The organism is Pseudomonas saxonica (assembly GCF_007858365.1).
Classification (GTDB): domain Bacteria; phylum Pseudomonadota; class Gammaproteobacteria; order Pseudomonadales; family Pseudomonadaceae; genus Aquipseudomonas; species Aquipseudomonas saxonica.
Genome location: NZ_VFIO01000005.1, coordinates 153,266 through 177,133 on the forward strand (window position 1 = coordinate 153,266; position 23,868 = coordinate 177,133).

20 protein-coding genes are annotated in these 23,868 nt (G+C 55.5%); 13 read left to right on the forward strand and 7 right to left on the reverse strand.

Features of this window, described 5'->3' with window-relative positions; all coding sequences use genetic code 11:
* Positions 1-263 precede the first annotated feature (263 nt).
* The 11 genes from FJD38_RS14655 (at position 264) to fdhA (ending at position 16,205) form a co-directional block, all read left to right on the forward strand.
* Positions 264-3,938: a toxin VasX gene (locus tag FJD38_RS14655; RefSeq protein WP_146385934.1), complete on the forward strand. Its 3,675-nt coding sequence runs from the start codon at positions 264-266 to the stop codon at positions 3,936-3,938.
* A 347-nt stretch (positions 3,939-4,285) separates the two neighbouring features.
* A complete protein-coding gene (locus tag FJD38_RS14660; RefSeq protein WP_341874135.1) occupies positions 4,286-5,035 on the forward strand; it encodes a hypothetical protein in 750 nt (249 codons plus the stop codon).
* 334 nt (positions 5,036-5,369) lie between these two features.
* Complete coding sequence (locus tag FJD38_RS14665) at positions 5,370-6,119, forward strand: hypothetical protein (RefSeq protein WP_244302729.1); 750 nt, start codon at positions 5,370-5,372, stop codon at positions 6,117-6,119.
* Positions 6,103-7,218 (forward strand): hypothetical protein, encoded by a 1,116-nt coding sequence (locus FJD38_RS14670; RefSeq protein ID WP_244302730.1) that lies wholly within the window; start codon positions 6,103-6,105, stop codon positions 7,216-7,218. Before FJD38_RS14665 ends, FJD38_RS14670 begins: the two co-directional genes overlap by 17 nt.
* Before the next feature lie 152 nt (positions 7,219-7,370).
* The gene (gene glyA / locus FJD38_RS14675; protein ID WP_122784112.1) at positions 7,371-8,624 is read left to right on the forward strand and encodes a serine hydroxymethyltransferase; all 1,254 of its coding nucleotides are present in this window, start codon (positions 7,371-7,373) and stop codon (positions 8,622-8,624) included.
* Between the two features lie 22 nt (positions 8,625-8,646).
* Positions 8,647-9,897 (forward strand): sarcosine oxidase subunit beta, encoded by a 1,251-nt coding sequence (locus FJD38_RS14680; RefSeq protein ID WP_122784113.1) that lies wholly within the window; start codon positions 8,647-8,649, stop codon positions 9,895-9,897.
* A 14-nt stretch (positions 9,898-9,911) separates the two neighbouring features.
* Positions 9,912-10,244: a sarcosine oxidase subunit delta gene (locus FJD38_RS14685; protein WP_122784114.1), complete on the forward strand. Its 333-nt coding sequence runs from the start codon at positions 9,912-9,914 to the stop codon at positions 10,242-10,244.
* Positions 10,241-13,258, forward strand: a complete 3,018-nt coding sequence (locus FJD38_RS14690; RefSeq protein ID WP_146385938.1) for a sarcosine oxidase subunit alpha — start codon at positions 10,241-10,243, stop codon at positions 13,256-13,258. Before FJD38_RS14685 ends, FJD38_RS14690 begins: the two co-directional genes overlap by 4 nt.
* A gap of 12 nt (positions 13,259-13,270) precedes the next feature.
* Positions 13,271-13,903 carry a sarcosine oxidase subunit gamma gene (locus FJD38_RS14695; RefSeq protein ID WP_122784200.1) on the forward strand — a complete coding sequence of 211 codons (633 nt, stop codon included), beginning with the start codon at positions 13,271-13,273 and terminating at the stop codon, positions 13,901-13,903.
* Positions 13,904-14,062: 159 nt separating this feature from the next.
* Positions 14,063-14,920: a formyltetrahydrofolate deformylase gene (purU, locus tag FJD38_RS14700; RefSeq protein ID WP_122784116.1), complete on the forward strand. Its 858-nt coding sequence runs from the start codon at positions 14,063-14,065 to the stop codon at positions 14,918-14,920.
* Between the two features lie 88 nt (positions 14,921-15,008).
* Entirely contained in the window at positions 15,009-16,205 is a 1,197-nt protein-coding gene (gene fdhA / locus FJD38_RS14705) for a formaldehyde dehydrogenase, glutathione-independent (RefSeq protein ID WP_122784117.1), read from the forward strand.
* 81 nt (positions 16,206-16,286) lie between these two features.
* Here fdhA and FJD38_RS14710 read toward each other — a convergent pair whose 3' ends face one another.
* The 4 genes from FJD38_RS14710 to FJD38_RS14720 all read right to left on the reverse strand — a co-directional run bounded on the left by FJD38_RS14710 (position 16,287) and on the right by FJD38_RS14720 (position 19,726).
* Positions 16,287-17,339: an RHS repeat-associated core domain-containing protein gene (locus tag FJD38_RS14710; protein ID WP_244302731.1), complete on the reverse strand. Its 1,053-nt coding sequence runs from the start codon at positions 17,337-17,339 to the stop codon at positions 16,287-16,289.
* A gap of 129 nt (positions 17,340-17,468) precedes the next feature.
* Positions 17,469-18,086: a hypothetical protein gene (locus tag FJD38_RS24770; RefSeq protein WP_244302732.1), complete on the reverse strand. Its 618-nt coding sequence runs from the start codon at positions 18,084-18,086 to the stop codon at positions 17,469-17,471.
* Entirely contained in the window at positions 18,019-18,531 is a 513-nt protein-coding gene (locus tag FJD38_RS24775) for an RHS repeat-associated core domain-containing protein (protein WP_244302733.1), read from the reverse strand. The genes FJD38_RS24770 and FJD38_RS24775 overlap by 68 nt, the downstream gene beginning before the upstream one ends.
* Positions 18,532-18,658: 127 nt before the next feature.
* The gene (locus tag FJD38_RS14720; RefSeq protein WP_146385942.1) at positions 18,659-19,726 is read right to left on the reverse strand and encodes an RHS repeat-associated core domain-containing protein; all 1,068 of its coding nucleotides are present in this window, start codon (positions 19,724-19,726) and stop codon (positions 18,659-18,661) included.
* 236 nt (positions 19,727-19,962) lie between these two features.
* Between FJD38_RS14720 and FJD38_RS14725 the strand changes: the two genes are divergently transcribed.
* Complete coding sequence (locus FJD38_RS14725; RefSeq protein ID WP_122784120.1) at positions 19,963-20,520, forward strand: DUF2780 domain-containing protein; 558 nt, start codon at positions 19,963-19,965, stop codon at positions 20,518-20,520.
* Positions 20,521-20,523: 3 nt separating this feature from the next.
* Here FJD38_RS14725 and FJD38_RS14730 read toward each other — a convergent pair whose 3' ends face one another.
* A complete protein-coding gene (locus FJD38_RS14730; protein WP_146386100.1) occupies positions 20,524-21,411 on the reverse strand; it encodes an acyltransferase in 888 nt (295 codons plus the stop codon).
* A 182-nt stretch (positions 21,412-21,593) separates the two neighbouring features.
* Between FJD38_RS14730 and rloA2 the strand changes: the two genes are divergently transcribed.
* A complete protein-coding gene (rloA2, locus tag FJD38_RS14735) occupies positions 21,594-22,094 on the forward strand; it encodes a retropepsin-like aspartic peptidase RloA2 (RefSeq protein WP_122784122.1) in 501 nt (166 codons plus the stop codon).
* A gap of 405 nt (positions 22,095-22,499) precedes the next feature.
* On the opposite strand, the gene FJD38_RS24545 is transcribed toward rloA2, so the two are convergent.
* Together FJD38_RS24545 and FJD38_RS14740 are read right to left on the reverse strand one after the other, a co-directional pair.
* Complete coding sequence (locus tag FJD38_RS24545; RefSeq protein WP_167654271.1) at positions 22,500-22,676, reverse strand: hypothetical protein; 177 nt, start codon at positions 22,674-22,676, stop codon at positions 22,500-22,502.
* A complete protein-coding gene (locus tag FJD38_RS14740) occupies positions 22,673-23,785 on the reverse strand; it encodes a PepSY-associated TM helix domain-containing protein (RefSeq protein WP_146385944.1) in 1,113 nt (370 codons plus the stop codon). Before FJD38_RS14740 ends, FJD38_RS24545 begins: the two co-directional genes overlap by 4 nt.
* Positions 23,786-23,868 lie beyond the last annotated feature (83 nt).

Genomic DNA, 23,868 nt, shown 5'->3' on the forward strand with positions numbered 1-23,868 from the left:
TCTAAGTAACCCTACATCGTGCTAAAACGCAGAACTGACTTTATTGACGGATTTGTTAATTGAGCTTGGTTTAACTGCGCAACTTTTTGCGCACTTTTATCTCATGTTTGTCATTTGATGAAACAACTAATGCTGTTTGCGCGGATGCACATGTATTCAACTTCGGGTGGGTGATCATCGTGAAGTTACGGGTTCATATCATCTCGTTAACAGCGTCACTGATATTGCCCGTTGCAACTCTTTGGCCTACAGGAGCCTGATGCATGATCAAGCGACCTCTACAAAACCCCAACGACCTCAATCTCAGACGCACCGATGCCAAAGTGGCGTTGGGTGTTTGCCCGTTAATGAAAAGCACCGTTCAACTGCTGCCCCTGCGTTACGGGCTGGTGGATAACCCGGCGCTCGACCCGTCCGCTGAAATCGCCATGCCTTACAGCCTGAAGAGTCGCCCGTTGGGCATTCGCCTGCTGCGCGATGGCTGGCTCTATGTGATCGACGACGGCAACGGCGAGTTAACTGAATACCGGGTCTATAACGGCGTGGTGGAGTCGATGCTGTTTCAGGGTAAGGAGGTGGTCGAGGACGAGCGCGAAGATCCGATCAAATCGCCGACGTTGATCTTCCCTAAAACCAGCACCTTGTATGTTGGGTATGCCGAGGTGCAATGGTCGGCCAACAAATGCCGACAAGTGATTAACGACCCCGCCGAGCGCAATCACTTTATGCAGGCCGTGGATCTGAGCCGGGCTGACTGCATCAAAGGCGCCAAGCACTTGCTCACGGAACCGATGGTCGATCGATGGCTGGCAGAGCACGCCACTCAGCAGCTGGAATATGAGCAGGATCAATTGGAGGCTAATGCTTCACTGGCAGAACACGCCGCCTTCAGTGAGCGGCGTCGTTTGCAGGCTGAGCTACCCGAGCATGAACGTCGCCCCTACCTGTGGGAAAACCCGCCGCGTTTTAGCTACTACTCCATTGCTCGTCTAAAAGGCGCTATTGAGCCGCAGTACCACTTCGACACGCTGTACCTGGTGCTCGATGACACCTTGGGCGTCTTGCGCGACTTGGCTAATTATCAGGATCAGGTCGCAGGCTGGGTCGGTGACTGGGCCAATGGCGGCGGCAATGACGGCGAGCAGGAAGGCCACAACGAACGCGATTACCTGCTGGCCTGCTACATCGAATCCCTCAGCCAATTGAGTGACCCCGATGTGTCGGTGCTGGCCGGAGCAACCGATGACCCGGCGATCAAGGCCATGTTTGCCGAGCTGGAAAACATGCCTGAGCCGGACCGAGGCGTGACCAAAGCGGCGATGCTGGAATACGTCAACAAAGGCGGGCTGATGACCCCGCCAGCGGGAAGCCCGGTGCCGGCGGATTTGCAGGTGTTGCGCGAAAGGGCAGAGGCGCAGGCGATAGGCGCGGCTCATTCAGGTGGTGCGGTCTATGAGCATGCACTCGGTGCGCTTGAAGATGTAGATAGACGTTATTACACGCCTACGCACTTTCGTTTATCCCCCGAGTTTTATATCAAGAAGCATTTCGAGGCTCTAATTGCGCTTGGCAAACTTCATGGCAAACGAATTACTGAGATTTTGTACGGTGCCAAATTCGGCCAACGTGGCGTTAATGATCTGATCGACCGGGAAGCCATGGACCGGGACCTGCTGGCTCACCGCACCGGGCTCGCTCGCTGGAATGACCTGCTTGAGCGCATCACCGCCGACCGCGTGGCGCTGACCACCACCTGCGGCTTTCACAACAACGCCTGGTACCTCGACCCGAAACTCAGTCAGCAGGAAGGTTTTGCCTTCACCCTTGAATATGCCTGCCTCAAAGACATTTGCCGCAGCGACGAAGCCTGCGATCAACTGTATGAATTCATCAAGCGCCATCCACAATTTAGCCGCCCGCTGTACTACACCTTGCCCTACAGCGAACAAACCGGTTTGTGGGTGCAATACGCCTTTTTGAATGCGGCGGGCATGACCGTGTTTAACAACACACGCGGGCTGATCGAGCAGCTGCGCAGCATTGAACATGGGCGTTTACCGGCCTTGGACGATCTGCCTGACAGCAAGCGTATCGTCGCCAACGCCGCGCAAAATAGCTTGGCGCCAGCCCTGAATCGCGGGCTGGAAAAACTGGTGGCCGAGTTTGCTGAGGTGTTCAAAGGGCAGCCCATGCCCGACCTTGATCAACTGTTTCGCAACCTGCCCTTTGCGTTGAAATCGAAAATTTTGCAGGCCGCTAAAACCGAAGGTGTGACGTTTAAATTTTCCACACCTGAAGAAAAAGCCAGCCTGCGCTACACGCTGGAAGAAGTACGCAAACAACGGGAAGAAATGAAGAAGCTTAAGCGCGAGCGTAAACAAGCCATCAGGAATGCGCGAAGCAAGGGGGGAAAGGGGCATACATCAGCCCAGTCGGTAGAAGCTCAGCAGAAGATTAATTATCTGAACTGGCAACTGGATTTGGGCGAAAAACGCCTGGCAGCGAGTATCAGCCCGATAGTGGAACTGCCGGATGAACATGCACGGCTGTTCGGCGCAACCCCAGAGCGCGCCGGGTTGACGGTGATCTTCCCGAACGAAGGCCAACGGCAAGCCGCCAGTTTGATGAGGGACTTTCGCGATGGCGTGAAAAATGCGCCGGCATTGAATGTGCTGGGGGATGGGGCGGCGTTATTGCTGTTTGTGGCGCAGGCGGTGAATTTGGCGCAGGTGGTAAATGATACAAGGGCATTCCCAGTAAGTGACAGGGATTGGAGTGCATTTAGAAGTGCTCTTATTGCGACAGCAGCGGAAGGTTTTGCAGCCGCGCAGGGTGTTTTTGATACGGCACTTAGTGCGCAGGCAAAAGCTTTGGGTGTCAGTCTGAAATCGAATACCCTCCTTGGTTTGCTAGTCACAATAGGTAAGTTGCATGTTGGGTTGGGGTTTGGAACTTATGTTTTTGGCTTGATTGCAGCGATCGTTAGTTTCAAAGGCTATCACGGCCAATGGTTACAAGCGGTGCGTAGTGGCAATCGTGGCGCACAGCAGGGTGCTGTTTTGTCGATGATTGGTTCAGGAGGCTTAGCACTTAGCAATACCTATGGTTTGTATAACACCACTAGAGCAAGCCTTAACGTACTGATGGCCGCTAAAGGTGCAGCCCGAGAAGCTGCGTGGGTTGCTTCAGGCACACGTCTGGCAACAGTGTTTTTTCGGACCAATTTGTTCGGTGGAATGTTCACTCTCTTGGAGTTGGGCGGAACTTGGTTATATAACCGCTACAACACCACCCCTCATGATGAGTGGTTACAAAGCACGCCATGGAGTCGCGATGCAGATAAGCGTAGAAGCTTGACTCTTATAGAGTTTCAGAACCATTTAACCAAACTTTTACAGGCCCCGTTCGTGCAGATTAAGGGCGTTTCTGGGGATTCGTTCTGGCTTAGTCTCTTGCCCAACACCAAGGTTGGTGAGATTTTTCTGATAGTTCCAGGTTTAAGTGTTGCGGATTTCCACGCTTCACTGGAGGGGAAAATAAGGAATAAATTATTTATAGGTGCTCAGCGTATTACAAAAATAATGCATGGCGGTCGTGAACGTCCTGCGGAGCAGCGGGAAGTGATCAGTGATGAAGTGTGCTTGGGTTTGCAGTTGGTGGTGAGTAATCAAAAAAAGATGGGGGATGGTGAGTCACTGATGTTGAAACTAATCTATCCGCGAAATCCTGAACCTGTTTTTGGCAAATTTTCAGAAGAATTATTGCTGGTGATTAATCTGCAATATTTCGATGAGAATGAACAAGTGATGGAGCAGACACGCTGTATCCGTTTCAATATTTTGGAGGAGGGGCGCTTTCCTTCAGCGGAATACTCAATAACTGTTCCAGAGACACCGCTGGTTGGTGTGGAAGTAACTGCATTGGACGTGTCGCAATGAGTGGGCCGGTAGAAAACAGCGCTTCTAATAATCGTGCGGGCGATGTCGAATATTTCCCCTCAGGTCGCCAAACTTATTTAGCCCCTTTGCCCTTGCCGACATTTGAGCATCCCTTCTGTCCCTATATCAGTGGATATAACGAGATCTTTCTAGATTTTGGCGGAGGTGAACCTAATGTTTTTTCCTATCAAATATGGCTGGGGGGGCCATTTACTTGCTCATTTTTAGTTGCTTTCGGGGGGCCTATATTAGGTGGTTTTTTGACGCTAATACTAGGGGACAGCGTAAGCGAAAGTTGGCAGTCGATGATTGGCATATTCTTGGCGTGTTGGGAATCAGCATTGGGAATGTGGCTCCTATCCTCAGCCATTTGTTTATTCGTTTGGTTCCAAGCCCACAACCTCTTCACCAAAGTGATCCCCACCCGTTTCAACCGCCAGCGCCGCGAAGTGTGTTTTATGCCCGATGGCGCTACTGAACCCTTATTCGTCCCCTGGGAATCCCTGTCAGCTTGGGTCGTGCAAGCACAAGGCGCCACCCAATATGGCGTCACCCGCCAATACGGCATGGGCATGGGGTTTGAGCATGAGGGCGAGTTGGTCCGGGTTGAATTCCAATGCGGCAGTTTGCAGTTGGCAATTTCCAACTGGGAGGCTGTTCGCGGCTATATGGAATATGAACTCAACGACCTCTCAACTCTTCAAGACCCCCTCGGACTGCAAGAACCCGGCGACCCGCCTCACGAAGGCCTTCACACGTTCCGCAATGCCCGCGCCGGTTTGCATCGGCGCTTGCGCGAAAAGGAAGTGGGCCGGATCTACGCTTTCTTTTGGTACGTCTACCACGTGATGACGCTGTGGACGCTGCCCAACCATTTAGTGGAATGGGAAATAAAACGCATCGCCAAAGTCGGCCGTCGGGCGTTACCGCCCGCCATGCAAGCATGGTCCGAGCCGTTGCCGCCCGAACAATGGGCCAAGCCCAGCAGTGAACTGTTGCGACTGAGCGCCAAGGTCAAAGCTCTGATCAAACGCTACCCGCGTACGCCGATTACTGAGATATATGCCGAGGTGTATCGCAATGACAGTAGAGCTTAAAAGTAAATCCGGGGCTAAACGTGCGGGCGATGTCGAATATTTCCCCTCAGGTCGCCAAACTTATTTAGCCCCCTTGCCATTGCCGACAAGTGAGCATCCCTTCTGTCCCTATATCAGTGGATATAACGAGACCTTTCTAGATTTTGGAGGAGGGGAGCCCAATGTATTTTCCTATCAGTTGTGGTTGGGGGTACCGTTTACTGGTGCATGTATCGTTGCTTTTGGATTTCCACTCCTTGCTGGTTTTCTTTTTGCTGTATTGGGGAGCAATGCTGAGGAGATTTACCATGCGATAATTGGTTGTTTTTTTGCAGCTTGGAGATATGCAGTTGTCATGTGGCTGCTAGGAACTTTTATATTCCTTTTAGTCTGGTTCCAAGCCCACAATCTCTTCACCAAAGTCATCCCCACCCGTTTCAATCGTCAGCGCCGCGAAGTGTGTTTTATGCCCGATGGCGCGACTGAACCCTTATTCGTCCCCTGGGAATCTCTCTCCGCATGGGTCGTGCAAGCACAAGGCGCCACCCAATATGGCGTCATCCGCCAATACGGCATGGGCATGGGGTTTGAGCATGAGGGTGAGTTAGTCCGGGTCGAGTTCCAGTGTGGCAGTGTGCAGTTGGCGATTTCCAACTGGGAGGCTGTTCGCGGGTATATGGAATATGAACTCAACGACCTCTCTACCCTTCAAGATCCCCTCGGACTGCAAGAGCCCGGCGACCCGCCTCACGAAGGGCTTCACACCTTCCGCAATGCCCGCACCGGTTTGCATCGGCGCTTGCGCGAAAAGGAAGTGGGCCGGATCTACGCTTTCTTTTGGTACGTCTACCACGTGATGACGCTGTGGACGCTGCCCAATCGTTTGGTGGAATGGGAGATAAAACGCATCGCCAAAGTCGGCCGTCGGGCGTTACCGCCCGCCATGCAAGCATGGTCCGAGCCGTTGCCGCCTGAACAATGGGCCAAGCCCAGCAGTGAATTGTTGCGACTGAGCGCCAAGGTCAAAGCCCTGTGCAAACGCTACCCGCGCACACCTATTACAGAGATCTTTGCCGAGGTGTATCGCAATGACAGTCGGACTTAAAAGTAAATCCGGGGCTAAACGTGCGGGCGATGTCGAATTTTTCCCTTCTGGTCGTCAAACTTATTTAGCCCCCTTGCCCTTGCCGACAAGTGAGCATCCCTTCTGTCCCTATATCAGTGCTTATAACGACACTTTTATGGATTTTGGAGGCGGCGGGCCTAAAGTATTCACTTATCAATTTAATTTGGGAGTTCCATTTACATTCGTCTGGTTGGTTGCATTCGGTTTTCCGTTATTAACCTTTCTCATTATTCTTATGGTTGGTGAGACTAATGTCAGGGATAGTTTTCAATTTGCATTGGAATTCTTTCATGTAATGTGGCCGCAAGCGTTAGGGATGGGACTATGCCTTTCAGTAGTGTTACTTATCATCTGGCTCTACCATCACAACCTCTTCCCCAAAGTTATCCCCACCCGTTTCAATCGTCAGCGCCGCGAAGTGTGTTTTATGCCCGATGGCGCTACTGAACCCTTATTCGTCCCCTGGGAATCGCTATCCGCGTGGGTCGTACAAGCACAAGGCGCGAGTCAATACGGTGTCATCCGCCAATACGGTATGGGCATGGGGTTTGAGCATGAGGGCGAGTTAGTCCGGGTTGAATTCCAATGCGGCAGTTTGCAGTTGGCAATTTCCAACTGGGAGGCTGTTCGCGGCTATATGGAATATGAACTCAACGACCTCTCTACCCTTCAAGATCCCCTAGGACTGCAAGAGCCCGGCGACCCGCCTCACGAAGGCTTTCATACCTTCCGCAATGCCCGCGCCGGTTTGCATCGGCGCTTGCGCGATAAGGAAGTGGGCCGGATCTACGCTTTCTTTTGGTACGTCTACCACGTGATGACGCTGTGGACGCTGCCCAATCGTTTGGTGGAATGGGAAATAAAACGCATCGCCAAAGTCGGCCGCCGGGCGTTGCCGCCCGCCATGCAAGCATGGTCCGAGCCGTTGCCGCCCGAACAATGGGCCAAGCCCAGCAGTGAACTGTTGCGACTGAGCGCCAAGGTCAAAGCCCTGATCAAACGCTACCCGCGTACGCCGATTACTGAGATTTATGCCGAGGTGTATCGCAACGAGCCAAAGCCGCCGCGCAGCGCTTGAGTGTGTGAAGAGGGCGCACAGGTGGGCCATGTCGTAAACGCACCATTGCGTGGCGTCCGTGGGCATTTGATGCTTGCGCACCCGCCCTACCATCGGTCTCAACGGGCTATAGCCCCACAGACCAAGGGCGCGCTGGCGCTGGGAGAATCGTCATGTTCAGCAAGCAGGATCAGATTCAGGGTTACGACGACGCTTTGTTGGCCGCGATGAAGGCCGAAGATCAGCGTCAGGAAGACCATATTGAGTTGATCGCTTCGGAAAACTACACCAGTCAGCGGGTGATGGAGGCACAAGGCAGCGGCCTGACCAACAAGTATGCCGAAGGCTACCCCGGCAAGCGCTATTACGGCGGTTGTGAGCATGTGGATAAAGTCGAGCAGTTGGCCATCGACCGCGCCAAGCAGTTGTTCGGGGCCGATTACGCCAACGTGCAGCCGCACTCCGGCAGTCAGGCCAACGCGGCGGTGTATCTGGCATTGCTGAATGCGGGCGATACGGTGCTGGGCATGAGTCTGGCCCACGGCGGGCATTTGACCCACGGCGCCAGTGTCAGCTTCTCCGGCAAGCTGTACAACGCGGTGCAGTACGGTATCGACACCGCCACCGGTTTGATTGATTACGACGAGGTGGAGCGACTCGCCGTCGAGCATCAACCGAAGATGATCATTGCCGGCTTTTCGGCTTACTCCAAAACCCTCGACTTCCCACGTTTTCGTCAGATTGCGGACAAAGTCGGTGCCTATCTGTTTGTCGATATGGCCCACGTTGCCGGTCTGGTGGCGGCGGGCCTGTACCCGAACCCGCTGCCCTACGCGGATGTCGTGACCACCACCACCCACAAAACCCTGCGCGGGCCTCGCGGCGGGCTGATTCTGGCCAAGGCCAATGAAGCGCTGGAGAAGAAATTCAATTCAGCGGTGTTCCCCGGCGGGCAGGGCGGCCCGTTGATGCACGTGATCGCGGCCAAGGCGGTGTGCTTTAAAGAGGCGCTGGAGCCAGGCTTTAAAACCTATCAAAAACAGGTCATCGACAATGCTCAGGTGATGGCCGATGTGTTTATCAAACGCGGCTATGACGTGGTATCGGGCGGCACGGACAACCATCTGTTTCTGGTCAGCCTGATCCGTCAGGGCCTGACCGGCAAAGACGCTGACGCCGCAATGGGCCGGGCCCATATCACGGTGAATAAAAACGCAGTGCCCAACGACCCGCAATCGCCGTTTGTGACTTCGGGCCTGCGTATCGGCACCCCGGCGGTCACGACCCGCGGTTTCAAAGTAGCGCAGTGCACGGAGCTGGCAGGCTGGATGTGCGACATCCTCGATCACCTCGGCGATGCCGATATCGAGGCCGATGTGGCGCGTCAGGTGACGTCGCTGTGCAAAGACTTTCCGGTTTATCGCTGAGCGCGGTTTTGGAGTAATCCCTATGCAACGGTACTCAGGCTTCGGCCTCTTCAAACACTCCCTCAGCCACCACGAAAACTGGCAGAAGATGTGGCGCACACCGACCCCGAAAAAGGTGTATGACGTGATCATTGTCGGCGGTGGCGGTCACGGGTTGGCCACGGCTTATTACTTGGCCAAAGAGCACGGCATCACCAATGTGGCCGTGGTCGAAAAAGGCTGGTTGGGCGGGGGTAACACCGCGCGCAACACCACCATCGTGCGTTCCAACTATTTGTGGGACGAGTCGGCGCATCTGTACGAACACGCGATGAAGTTGTGGGAAGGTCTGTCGCAAGACTTGAACTACAACGTGATGTTTTCCCAGCGCGGTGTCTACAACCTGTGTCACACCTTGCAAGACATGCGCGACTCCGAGCGCCGGGTCAGCGCCAACCGCCTTAACGGGGTGGACGGTGAGCTGCTCAATGGCAAGCAAGTGGCGGACGAAATTCCCTACCTCGATTGCTCCAAAAATACCCGCTACCCGATTATCGGCGCCACTGTGCAACGGCGCGGCGGCGTGGCCCGACACGATGCCGTGGCCTGGGGCTTTGCCCGTGCCGCGGATGCACTGGGCGTGGACTTGATTCAGCAAACCGAAGTGCTGGGTTTTCGCAAAGAAAACGGCGTGTGCATCGGTGTTGAAACCAGCAAGGGTTTTATTGGTGCCAAGCGCGTGGGCGTGGTCACGGCCGGTAACTCGGGGCATATGGCGCGTCAGGCCGGCTTTCGTTTGCCCATTGAATCGCACCCGCTGCAAGCGTTGGTCTCTGAGCCGATCAAGCCGATTATCGACAGCGTGATCATGTCCAACGCCGTGCACGGTTATATCAGCCAATCCGACAAGGGTGACCTGGTCATTGGTGCCGGTATCGACGGCTGGGTTGGCTACGGTCAGCGCGGGTCATACCCGGTGATCGAGCACACCATTCAGGCGATTGTGGAAATGTTTCCGGTGTTGTCCCGCGTGCGCATGAACCGCCAATGGGGCGGCATCGTCGACACCACCCCGGATGCCTGCCCGATCATCTCCAAAACCCCGGTGCCGAATTTGTTCTTCAACTGCGGCTGGGGCACGGGTGGCTTCAAGGCCACACCGGGCTCGGGCAACGTGTTTGCCGCCAGTTTGGCCAAAGGCGAAATGCACCCGCTGGCGGCACCGTTTTCCATTGACCGGTTTTACAACGGCGCCCTTATTGACGAACACGGCGCTGCCGCGGTCGCGCACTAACAGGAGAATCACCCATGTTGCATATCTTCTGTCCTCATTGCGGCGAACTGCGCTCCGAAGAAGAATTTCACGCCAGTGGCCAGGCGCACATTCCGCGCCCGCTCGATCCCAATGCCTGCACCGACAAGGAGTGGGGCGATTACATGTTCTTCCGCGATAACCCGCGTGGCCTGCATCACGAGCTGTGGAACCACGTGGCCGGTTGCCGTCAGTTTTTCAACGCCACGCGCAACACCGTGACGTACGAGATTCTTGAAACCTACCTGATCGGCACCCAGCCGCAGTTCACCGAACAGGCCGCGCCCGTCGCGCCAACCGCCACCCGCGAGCAGGGAGAAAAGGTATGACTCAGACCCATCGCTTGCCCAACGGCGGCCGCGTCGATCGCACCAAAGTGCTGACATTCACCTTCAATGGCCAATCGTACAAAGGCTACGAAGGCGACACACTGGCGGCTGCATTGCTGGCCAATGGCGTGGACGTGATCGGCCGCAGCTTTAAATACTCCCGCCCCCGGGGTATCTATGCCGCAGGCGCTGAAGAGCCCAATGCGGTGCTGCAGATTGGCGCCACTGAAGGGACACAAATCCCCAACGTGCGCGCCACCCAGCAAGCCTTGTATCAAGGTCTGGTGGCCACCAGCACCAATGGCTGGCCGAACGTCAACAATGACGTGATGGGCATTCTTGGCAAGGTCGGCGGCAAATTGATGCCGCCGGGCTTCTACTACAAAACCTTTATGTACCCGCAGTCGTTCTGGATGACATACGAAAAGTACATCCGTAAGGCGGCCGGGCTGGGCCGCTCGCCGACCCAGAATGATCCTGACACCTACGACAACATGAACCACCATTGCGACGTGCTGGTTGTCGGCGCCGGGCCTGCCGGGTTGGCGGCGGCTTTGGCAGCGGCTCGCAGCGGTGCGCGAGTGATCGTGGCGGATGAGCAGGAGGAGTTTGGCGGCAGTCTGCTCGACAGCCGTGAAAGCCTGGACGGCAAACCGGCGATGGACTGGGTGGCTGAGGTGATGGCTGAACTCACAGCGCTACCGGATGTAGTGCTGTTGCCTCGGGCGACGGTGAACGGCTATCACGACCATAACTTTCTGACCATTCACGAACGCCTGACTGACCATCTGGGTGACCGGGCGCCGATTGGCCAGGTGCGTCAGCGTCTGCACCGGGTGCGCGCCAAGCGCGTGGTGCTGGCGACGGGGGCGTGTGAGCGCCCGCTGGTGTACGGCAACAACGACGTGCCGGGCAATATGCTGGCGGGGGCGGTGTCGACGTATGTCCGTCGCTATGGCGTGGCACCGGGCAAAAAACTGGTGCTGAGCACCAACAATGATCACGCCTATCGCGTGGCGTTGGACTGGCTCGATGCAGGTCGAAACGTGGTGGCAGTGGCCGATGCTCGGGGTAATCCACGGGGTGCGCTGGTCGAAGAAGCACGGGCCAAGGGCATCCGCATTCTGACCGGCAGTGCAGTGATTGAAGCGCGCGGCAGTAAGCACGTGACCGCTGCGCGGGTGGCGGCGATTGATCTTAAACAGAACAGCGTGACCAGCCCCGGCGAATGGCTGGAGTGCGATTTGGTGGCCACGTCGGGGGGCTACAGCCCGGTGGTGCATTTGGCTTCTCACTTGGGCGGCAAGCCGACCTGGCGTGAAGATATTCTCGGTTTTGTCCCCGGCGACGCGCCGCAAAAGCGCGTGTGTGTAGGCGGCATCAACGGCGTGTATGGCTTGGGCGACAGCCTGGCCGATGGCTTTGAAGGCGGTGTGCGTGCGGCCAGCGAAGCGGGGTTCAAGGCGGTCGAGGGCGTGCTGCCCAAGGCCCTGAATCATTACGAAGAAGCGACGTTGGCGCTGTTCCATGTGCCCCATGAAAAAGGCACGGCGCGGGCACCGAAGCAATTTGTCGACTTGCAAAACGACGTCACCGCAGCGGCCATCGAGCTGGCGACCCGTGAAGGGTTTGAGTCGGTGGAGCACGTTAAACGCTATACCGCGCTGGGGTTTGGCACCGATCAGGGCAAGCTGGGCAACGTCAACGGGCTGGCGATTGCCGCTCGCTCGCTGAACGTGACCATTGCACAAATGGGCACCACCATGTTCCGCCCCAACTACACGCCGGTGACGTTTGGCGCGATTGTGGGGCGTCATTGCGGGCATATCTTTGAGCCGGTGCGCTACACCGCGCTGCAAGCCTGGCACGTCAAGCAAGGTGCCGAGTTTGAAGATGTCGGCCAATGGAAGCGCCCGTGGTACTTCCCGCGCAACGGCGAAGATATGCAGGCGGCAGTGCAGCGCGAATGCAAGGCGGTGCGTGACAGCGTCGGCATTCTGGATGCGTCCACACTGGGCAAAATCGACATTCAAGGTCCGGATGCGCGAGAGTTTCTCAACCGTGTCTACACCAACGCGTGGACCAAACTCGACGTGGGCAAAGCCCGTTACGGGCTGATGTGCAAAGAAGACGGCATGGTCTTCGATGACGGCGTGACCGCGTGTTTGGCCGACAACCATTTTGTGATGACCACCACCACGGGCGGCGCGGCCCGTGTGTTGCAGTGGCTGGAAATTTATCAACAGACCGAATGGCCGGAGTTGAAGGTGTATTTCACCTCTGTCACCGACCATTACGCGACGCTGACCTTGTCTGGCCCTAACAGCCGCAAGCTGCTGAGCGAAGTGACTGACATTGATCTGGACCGTGAAGCGTTTCCGTTTATGACGTGGAAAGAAGGCCTGGTCGGCGGTGTGCCGGCGCGGGTGTTCCGTATCTCATTTACCGGCGAACTGTCTTACGAGGTCAATATCCAGGCTGACTACGCGATGGGCGTGCTGGAGAAAATTGTCGAGGCGGGTAAGGCGTACAACCTGACGCCGTATGGCACCGAAACCATGCACGTGCTGCGTGCCGAGAAGGGTTTCATCATCGTCGGTCAGGACACCGACGGCTCCATGACCCCGGACGATTTGAACATGGGCTGGTGTGTGGGCCGCACCAAACCGTTTTCGTGGATCGGCTGGCGCGGCATGAACCGCGAAGACTGTGTACGTGAGCAGCGCAAGCAACTGGTGGGCCTCAAGCCGATTGATCCGGGCAAATGGCTGCCGGAGGGCGCGCAGCTGGTGTTCGATCCCAAACAAGCGATCCCGATGACGATGGTCGGCCACGTGACATCCAGCTACGCCCACAACTCGTTGGGGTATTCGTTTGCGATGGGTGTGGTCAAGGGTGGGCTCAAGCGCATCGGCGAGCGGGTGTTCTCGCCTCAAGTGGATGGCAGCGTGATCGAAGCTGAAATTGTGTCTTCGGTGTTCTTCGACCCGAAAGGCGAACGGCAGAATATTTGAATGGGTGATCACATGACCACAGCCAATGTTTACCAACAACGCCCGGAGCCGGGTGCAAAAGCCGAATCGTCGTTGCACCACACCGACCTTTCGAAGCTGATCGGCAAAGGCCGGCAAAACCCCGGTGTAACGGTGCGCGAGAAAAAACTGCTGGGCCATTTGACCCTGCGCGGCGATGCCAAGGACCCGGCTTTTGCCGAAGGTGTGCACAAGGCGCTGGGCCTGGAATTACCGGTGGCTTTGAGTTTGGTGGCTAAAGGTGACTCTTCGTTGCAATGGATGGGGCCTGATGAATGGTTGCTGATCGTTCCCGGTGGGCAAGAGTTTGCCGCGGAGCAAGCGCTGCGGGCGGCGCTGGCGGGACTGCATATTTCTGTGGTCAACGTCAGTGGCGGCCAGCAGTTGCTGGAACTGAGCGGGCCGAAGGTGCGCGAGGTGCTGATGAAGTCCACCAGTTATGACGTGCACCCGGACAACTTTGCGGTGGGTAAAGCAGTGGGCACGGTGTTTGCCAAGTCGCAGTTGGTGATTCGCCACACCGCTGAAGACACATGGGAGCTGCTGATTCGGCGCAGCTTTTCGGAGTATTGGTGGCTATGGTTGCAGGATGCGGCAGCTGAGTTTGGGCTGAGCGTTGAGGCCTGAGTGAAGGCCGGCCCTCACCCCAACCCTCTCCCGGAGGGAGAGGGGGCTAATGTGTGGCGTTGCATACATTTGCTTTTGCTCTAAGTCCCCTCTCCCTCTGGGAGAGGGTTAGGGTGAGGGGCTTTTGCGTTTCATATCAAAACTACAAGGGACTCCCTCATGAGCCGTGCCCCCGACACCTGGATTCTCACCGCCGATTGCCCAAGCATGCTGGGCACCGTGGATGCGGTGACGCGTTACTTGTTCGAACACCGTTGCTACGTCACCGAGCACCATTCCTTTGATGACCAGCGCTCCGGTCGCTTTTTTATTCGGGTCGAGTTCCGCCAGCCTGACGGGTTCAACGAAGGTGAGTTCCGCGCCGGCTTGCAGGAGCGTAGCCAGGCCTTCGGCATGACCTTCGAACTGACGCCCCCGCACCATCGCCCTAAAGTGGTGATCATGGTGTCCAAGGCCGATCACTGCCTCAACGACCTTCTTTACCGCCAGCGCATCGGCCAATTGTCGATGGACGTGGTGGCCGTGGTGTCCAATCACCCGGACCTCGAACCCCTGGCCCAATGGCACGGCATTCCCTACCACCACTTTGCCCTCGACCCGGCCAACAAACCCGCGCAAGAGGCCAAGGTGTGGCAAGTGATCGAAGACACCGGCGCCGAACTGGTCATTCTCGCGCGCTACATGCAAGTGCTGTCACCCGAGCTGTGCCGCAAGCTGGACGGCAAAGCGATCAACATCCATCACTCACTGCTGCCCGGCTTCAAGGGTGCCAAGCCCTATCACCAGGCCTACGAGAAAGGGGTCAAGCTGGTGGGGGCGACCGCGCACTACATCAACAACGACCTGGACGAAGGCCCGATCATTGCGCAAGGCGTTGAGGTGGTCGATCACAGCCACTACCCCGAAGACTTGATCGCCAAAGGCCGCGATATTGAAGCCCAGACCTTGGCACGAGGAGTGGGTTATCACATCGAACGGCGCGTTTTCCTAAATGGAGGTCGTACGGTGGTCCTCTGATCACCGGCACAGGTTCTAAGCTGCAGGCAGATCGGCTTGCGGCGTACCGCTGTCGATCCCCCCTCCAACAATAACAAGGGTGAACTCGATGGCTGACAATCGCGGTGTGGTGTACCTGGGCAATGGCCAGGTTGAAGTGCAGAGCATTCCTTTTCCGAAGATGCAAAACCCTCAAGGCAAACCCATTCACCACGGCGTGATTCTGCGTGTGGTGTCGACCAATATCTGTGGTTCCGATCAGCACATGGTGCGGGGGCGCACCACGGCGCAAACCGGGCTGGTGCTGGGCCATGAGATCACTGGCGAGGTGATTGAAGCCGGGCGTGATGTGGAACATTTGAAGGTCGGCGATTTGGTGTCGGTGCCGTTCAACGTGGCGTGCGGGCGCTGCCGCAGTTGCAAGGAGCAAAACACTGGCGTGTGCCTGACCGTCAACCCGGCCCGTCCCGGCGGCGCCTATGGTTACGTGGACATGGGCGATTGGGTCGGCGGCCAGGCTGAATATGTATTGGTGCCGTATGCCGATTTCAATCTGCTCAAACTGCCTGACCGCGATGCAGCGATGGAAAAAATCCGCGATCTGACCTGCCTCTCCGACATTCTACCCACCGGCTACCACGGCGCAGTGACTGCGGGCGTGGGGCCGGGCAGCACGGTGTATATCGCCGGTGCCGGCCCGGTTGGGCTGGCTGCCGCGGCTTCGGCGCGCTTGCTCGGCGCGGCAGTGGTGATAGTCGGTGATGTGAACCCGATCCGTCTGGCCCACGCCAAGGCGCAGGGGTTTGAAATTGCCGATCTGTCCAAAGACACCCCGTTGCACGAGCAAATTGCCGAGTTACTGGGTGAGCCGGAAGTAGATTGTGCGGTTGATGCGGTGGGCTTTGAAGCCCGTGGTCATGGCCATGACGGGGTTAAACACGAAGCGCCCGCCACTGTGCTCAACTCACTGATGGGTGTGGTACGGGTGGCGGGCAAAATTGGTATTCCGGGGCTGTATGTGACTGAAGATCCGGGAGCCGTGGACGCTGCTGCGAAAATGGGCAGCTTGAGCATCCGCTTCGGACTGGGCTGGGCCAAGTCCCACAGCTTCCATACGGGCCAGACACCGGTGATGAAGTACAACCGCCAACTGATGCAGGCGATCATGTGGGACCGGATCAAGATTGCCGATATTGTCGGCGTCGAAGTGATTAGCCTGGACGATGCGCCGCGCGGCTATGGCGAATTTGATGCCGGGGTGCCGAAGAAGTTTGTGATTGATCCGCACCGGTTGTTCAGTCAGTAAGAGCCGCTGAAAAACAGCACTCCGGGACGAGCGGAGTGCTGAAAATTTGAGATGAAAATTTACTCACAGAAGGGCGTTTGTTTAGTCGACGGCTCTAATGTTGTCACGCTTGCCCTCAGATAAAGGCGGCTTGGGGCGATTTGAATGAGGCGATAATATAACGGCATTGTAGTAACTGGGTGGGCTGGTGGCTTCATTATAAGAGGGTGGCGGTAGACTCTGTTGCTGCCAGCGCGGTGTCGATTGTTGGCGGGCAATACTATTTTGACTCGTGGTTGAAGCGCGGTTGGTCACCCCAAAATGAGCCCTGAGGGCTTCATACATCTCGTCACCGGGTTGAAGATTTATGCCTGCACGCCTTTGGCGTTGAACGGGTGGTGTATTGGGTACGGACCCTGAAGGCTCTATCAAGTTCTGACTTGTGCGAGGGGTAATCGTATCGAGTGAAACATCTGAAAGTGAGCCGGAAGGTGAGTTCGAAAGTGACCGGGAACCAAATTCAGTTAACGACGTGTTTGAGCCGACTCTTGATAAAGGTTGAGTATTCGCAAGCGTGACCACGCTGTTTCTTGTTGTCCATGCCGGTGTTTTTAAACGGACTATAAGTTTTGAAAGTTTTGGTGGTATTGGAATATGTCCCGTCGGATCAACTTTGTTTGCAGGATCACCTCCGCAATACGCATACGCATTGATCCCGCCTTCAGCAAACGGACTTAAATTGTCGGGGCTGTTAAATCGCATCAATACCGGGTTGAACGCTCGATAACCCTGGCCCAATAGATAATGCCCGGTCAACGGGTCAGGTCGCTCGCCGTTGAAGCCACACACGCCGGGCAGCGTTTTTAAATACCTTTGATGACCGTAGGGTGTATAGGCGAGTGCCTGTTGAGTGCCGTCCGTACGGACGCTCTGCAGCACAGACGTTTGCATGTCTGTGGCCAGTAATGTGCAAGTGGTACCGTTTTGTTGAAGCGCTAAAGGTTGTGCGTCGTATTCGAACAGTCGGTTTGTACGTTCGTCTTCAACCTCGGTTGCGAGACGGGTTTGGTTGTAGAAGAGCAGCGTGGCATTGACGCCTGTCACTCTGTCTAATGAATCATATAAAAACAGGCGAGAATATTTTTTAGGAGGCATGTGCATAGTCTACTTATAGGAGAGATGCTTTTAGCTTCTATCGCACAATCTTGGCTGTATAGCTGTTGATGTTGAGAGTATTTGAAGTTGTTATGTGCTCATGGTGATGAGGTATATGGAGGCATTGCACTAGGCTGTTCGGATCTCTGTACCAAAGGTGACAGGCTCATAATTATCCTTTAAACCCTTTGGGGCATACCTCCACAGGTTTTTGTTTTTGCCGATCTGTATTAGGCTGTTGTGAGTGGACATTTCCCCCGGCTTCAGGGGTGGAATGAGTTTGTCGGGGTCAGAGGCATTTACTATTCCCTTAAAAGACTTAACAGGGCGGCCGGTGATGGCGTGCAGGGTGGCACCAAATGACTGGCTGTCGCCGGTGGCGGAATTGCACATAATAGTACGCAAGTAACTATAATCTTTCACCTCTATGCCATTGTTGCCTGTCAAGTTTACAAGCGACCAAGCGTCAATGGGTTGAGATTCATCAAACAGCATTCGCGCTTTTCCATTGCTCATTTGGCCGTGGCCCACAAAATTCAATCTCCGCTTGTTCTTGAAGGTGTCTTCAAACGCGATAATGCCATCGGAGAGTCTGGTTAATTTATGAACTTTCTTGACATGGCTTCCCGTAAAAAAAGCGTCTGCTTTCAAAAACCCACGATTCAATAGCCGAGAAACTTTAGAAAAAAAATGCCCTGTTGGGTCGACCCTGTTGATGGGATCCCCCCCCACAATACCCATACGCATTGATCCCGCCTTCAGCAAACGGACTTAAATTGTCGGGGCTGTTAAATCGCATCAATACCGGGTTGAACGCTCGATAACCCTGGCCCAATAAATAATGCCCGGTCAACGGGTCAGGTCGCTCGCCGTTGAAGCCACACACGCCGGGCAGCGTTTTTAAATCCTTTTGATGGCCGTAGGGTGTATAGGCGAGTGCCTGTTGAGTGCCGTCCGTACGGACGCTCTGCAGCACAGACGTTTGCATGTCTGTGGCCAGTAATGTGCAAGTGGTACTGTTTTGTTGAAGCGCCAGCGGTTGCGCGTCGTATTCAAACAGTCGGTTTGTACGTTCGCCTTCAACCTCGGTTGCGAGACGGGTTTGGTTGTAGAAGAGCTGCGTGGCGTTGACGCCTGTCACTCTGTCTAATGAATCATATAAAAATAGGCGCGAATATTTTTTAGGAGGCATGTGCATAGTCTATTTATAGGAGAGATGCTTTTAGCTTCTATCGCAAAATCTTGGCTGTATAGCTGTTGATGTTGAGAGGATTTGAGTTAGTTGACTTCAGGGGCATTAGGTCGATAGCGGTAATGCGCTAGGCGGTTCTGATTGCTGTACCAAAGGTGACAGGCTGATAGTTTTTTTTTAAACCCTTGGGTAGATATCTCCACAGATTCTTATTTTTACGGGTGTGTATGATGCTGCTTTTAGTGGAGGTTTCCCCAATCTTCAGTTTTGGAACGAGCAACTCGGGGTAGTTGGTTGAGACAGTCCCCATATAGGATTTAACAGGGCGGCCGGTTATGGTGTGCAAAGTAGCGCCAAATGACCTGCTGTCTCCTTTGGCGGAATGACACATAATAATGCGTAAGTAATTATAGTTTTTGACATCAATACCTTTGTTGGCTGCCAAATTCACCAGCGATCTTGCGTCGATGGATTGAGACTCATCAAATATTAAGCGCACTGATCCTTCGCTACGTTGACTGTGACCTGCAAAATTCATTCTCGGCATATTCTTGTAAGTGTCTTCAAACGCGATGATGCCTTCGGACAGTCGCGTTAATTTATGGACTTTCTTGACGTGGCCGCCCGTCAAAGCAGCCTTGGCTTTAATAATGCCAATGTCAATTAGTCGATTAATTTTAGAAAAAAAGTGCCCTGTAGGGTCGACCCTGTTGAGGGGATCACCCCCGCAATACGCATACGCATTGATCCCGCCTTCAGCAAACGGACTTAAATTGTCGGGGCTGTTAAATCGCATCAATACCGGGTTGAACGCTCGATAACCCTGGCCCAATAAATAATGCCCGGTCAACGGGTCAGGTCGCTCGCCGTTGAAGCCACACATGCCGGGCAGCGTTTTTAAATCCTTTTGATGGCCGTAGGGTGTATAGGCGAGTGCCTGTTGAGAGCAGTCCGTACGGACGCTCTGCAGCACAGACGTTTGCATGTCTGTGGCCAGTAATGTGCAAGTGGTACCGTTTTGTTGAAGCGCCAGCGGTTGCGCGTCGTATTCAAACAGTCGGTTTGTACGTTCGCCTTCAACCTCGGTTGCGAGACGGGTTTGGTTGTAGAAGAGCAGCGTGGCATTAGTGCTGACGAACCGATCCAGAGGATCGTAGAAAAAACGGCGGACAGTTTTTTGGCTGAGAGGGGACATAAGGCGTTCCGAAATGCAGGTCCAGAGGGCGTTTAGCATTCACTGGCGCCTGCCATGTGTATAGCTGGCAGGACTGATGGGCGGGCATGCCGCAGCTTCCGTGTATTTCATTTAAGATTGCGCGCCGTTTGATCCAATAGTGGCATTTGGGAACATCTGCCGGTGTTTTGGGTCAAACTCACAGTTTTGTCGCTCTTTGGTTTGCGGGCGGCTTTTTGGTTCTAGAGGCTTTTACGATGAAAAAATTGAGCGGCGTAGCACTGGCAACCTTGATGACCGTGGCTGCAAGCCCGGTGTTTGCTGGTTTCAGCATGAGTGACGTGGCGGGTATCGCTGCTCAGGTGCAAGGTGCAAATGGTAATGGCGCCACGACTGACAAGTCGGCGCAGGCTGTTCAGTTGCTGAGCAAGGTCAATGAGCTGGGTGTTAAGCCTGAGCAAGCGGCCGGTGGTGTTGGTGCGATGTTGAGCCTGGCAAAAAACCAGCTGACGACCAGCGACTATTCCGAGCTGGCCAAGCAAGTGCCTGGCGTTAACAAGCTGGCGGGCAACGGTGCCTTGGGCCAACTGAGCCAATTGGGCGGCCTGTTGGGCAAGTCCAGCGGTGTGTCCGAGACTGCTACCAACGCTGTGAGCAACGTGGCTAACACCGACCAATTGAACGCTGCGTTTAGCGCCCTGGGCATGCAAGACGGCATGGTTGCCAAGTTTGCGCCGGTGTTGCTGGACTATTTCAAAGGGCAGAACGTCAGCACCTCGCTGCTGAGCAAGCTAAGCAGCGCCTGGGGCGTTTAAAGGCTAATCACGCTCGGCACGCAAGGTGCTGATGCGCTGGTCTTTCTTGATCCAGAGCTGGTTGACCCAGCTCTGGACATGCTCACGAAACTGCGGATCGTTTTCGTAGTCACCCTTCCACAGCGCCGGGTCTAATTCGCGCGTCTGTATATCAACGATGACCTTGGGCACTTGCCCGCTGATCAAGTCCCAAAACCCCGGAATTCTTGCTTGCGGATAGACCACGGTGACGTCGAGCACGGCATCCAGCTGTTCGCCCATCGCAGCCAACACAAAGGCCACGCCACCTGCTTTGGGTTTGAGCAGATAGGTGTAGGGCGATTGTTGCTGTGCACGTTTGGTCGGGGTAAAGCGTGTGCCTTCCAGGTAGTTGACGATGGTGACGGGCTGGCGCTTGAACAACTCGCAGGCCGCCCGGGTGATTTTCAAGTCTTGCCCCTTGAGCTCAGGGTGCCGGGCTAAAAACGCCTTGGAGTAGCGCTTCATGAACGGGTAATCGAGCGCCCACCAGGCAAGCCCCAGAAAGGGCACCCAGATCAGTTCTTTTTTCAAGAAGAATTTGAAGAACGGCGTGCGTCGGTTCAGCCCTTGCATCAACGCCGGAATATCCACCCACGACTGATGGTTGCTGATCACCAGATATGACGTGTTGCGGCTCAAACCCTCGGCCCCACGGATATCCCATTGTGTGGGCAGGCACAGGGCGAAAATACGTTTGTCGATCTCTGACCAGGTTTCGGCAATCCACATCACGGCCCACGAGTTGTAATCGCGCAGACGCCCCGGTGAGATGAGTTTGAGCAAGGCAAACAGCATCAATGGCCCGAACAGGATCAGGGTGTTGCACAGCAATAACAGGGTGACCAGACAGCCGGTGAGCAGGCGGCGCATAAAGAACTCTTGAGCGATTAGGAACTGGCCATCATAAGCAGACACGCGGCGAACGCCAAATCAGACAAGCCGACAAATGTTTCACGGCTGCTCGGTTATGTTGCTGTTGTAACCACTGCCGCTGGCTGCGAACCTAATTTATTCTTGGGGTCTAACCAGCACTCTTTAAAGGAAACTGCCCTATGAAGTCTGTTCTCGCCGTGTTGTCCCTGTTGGCGTTGCCGGTGATGGCTGCCGAGCCGACCCTCTATGGGCGTTACGAGTACATCAAGCTGCCGGAGATCGGCGAAACCCTTAAGGCCAAGATGGACACCGGTGCGTTGACCGCCTCGTTGTCGGCCAAAAACATCAAGACCTTCACCCGCGACGGTGATGAGTGGGTGAGCTTTCAATTAGCGACTGATGGCGCGAGCAGCAAAGTGTATGAACACAAAGTGTCGCGTATCAGCAAAATCAAAAGCCGCGCAGACGAAGACGAAGACAAGGACGAAGCGGTGAGTGCCAAACGTCCGGTGGTCGATCTGGAAATGTGCCTGGGCAATGTGAAGCGCACGGTGGAGGTCAACCTCACCGACCGCAGCAGCTTCAACTACCCGCTGTTGATTGGTGCAAAGGCCTTGCGTGAGTTTGGCGCAGCGGTCAACCCAGCGCGTCGGTATACGGCGGACAAACCTGATTGTTGATCAAGTCAGCCCTCACCCCAACCCTCTCCCAGAGGGAGAGGGAGCTGAACTGCAGTGAGCACATAATTGACGGCACCCCCGATTAAGCCCCCTCTCCCAGAGGGAGAGAGAGCTGAACTGCAGTGAGCACATAATTGACGTCACCCCGATTAAGCCCCCTCTCCCAGAGGGAGAGGGAGCTGATCTGCAGTGAGCACATAATTGATGTCACCCCCGATTAAGCCCCCTCTCCCAGAGGGAGAGGGAGCTGATCTGCAGTTAGCACATAATTGACGGCACCCCCGATTAAGCCCCCTCTCCCAGAGGGAGAGGGAGCTGATCTGCAGTGAGCACATAATTGACGGCACCCTCAATTAAGCCCCCTCTCCCTCTGGGAGAGGGTTGGGGTGAGGGTAAAGGGCTCAATCAGCGCTTAAGCAACCCCTGAACGCTTATCCACACCGGTATCCCCAGGCCAATCCAGCTCAGCACGTCCCAGGCACCATCGCCCAGGAGCGCACTGAACAGGCCCATCAGACTGACCAGACCAATCGCCAGTGGAATGGAAAACACTTTCCAGAAGCTCGACTGACGCGGTCTCATCGTGCGTTCTCCCTGGCGGCGCGGCGTCGTACCCACCACAAATACAAACCACTGCCGAGCACCACGATGGTCAACAGGTCGAGTGCCGCCCAGAGGATTTTCATTGCCATGCCACCGTAGTCGCCAAAGTGCAGCGGCTGTGACATGCCCATCGCGTCCATGTACCACGGGCGACCACCCACGGCTGTAACTTCAAGGGTGCTGGCGTCGATCAAAACCGGGGTCAGCAAGTGGGCGGTCAGGTGCGTGTTGCCTTTCATAAAGACCGCGTAATGGTGCTCGCTGGAAAACCGTGTGCCAGGGAAGGCGATAAAATCCGGGCGCATATCGGGCGCCGCACGGTTGGCAATATCCAGTAGGCGGGTGGCGGGTGCCAGTTGGGTCAGCGGCGGCGCATCGCGATAGGGTTCGATCATCGCGTTGAGGCTATCGTTGCGCCAGGCATCGATGATTAAGTCTGCGCAGGCGCTGATCACCCCGGTCACGCCCACCACCAGCGCCCACGTCAGGGTGACCACGCCGAGCAGGTTGTGCAGGTCGAGCCAGCGCAGGCGCCTGGATTTGTCAGTGCGCACCGTGGCAAATTCATGACGGCGCATAAACGGCAAGTACAGCACCGTGCCGGAGACGATCGCCAGTACAAACAAAATACCCATAAAGGCCAGCAACAGTTTGCCCGGTAAACCGGCAAACATGTCCACGTGCAGGCGCAGAATGAACATCATCAGGCCGCCGTTGGCCGAAGGCACTTCCAGCGCTTCGCCGGTGCGGGCATCGAGCATGAAGGTGTGCGACGAATTCGGTTCGGTGCCGGCCGTTGCAGCCATGATGGCAAACACCGCGTTGGGGTCGTCGTCGTCACTGCCGAAGTACTGCATCACGTCATTGGGGCGATGGGCTTTGGCCGCGTCTACCAGCTGTTGCAGGTTCAGGTGCGGCGTATTGGCCGGCATCTCCCGCAACTCGGGGCTGTCGCCCAGCACGTGGTCGATTTCATGGGAAAAAATCAAGGGCAGGCCGGTCAATGCCAGCATCAGCAAAAACGCGGTGCAAATCAGGCTGGTCCAAGTGTGAATAAAAGACCAGCGACGGATCGTTTTGCTTTTCATGAAAATCCAAAGTTGACGCAGGTGTGCATTGACTCTTAGCCTCTGGCGAAGGCTGCAAGAAGGTATTGAGGACCTCCACAATG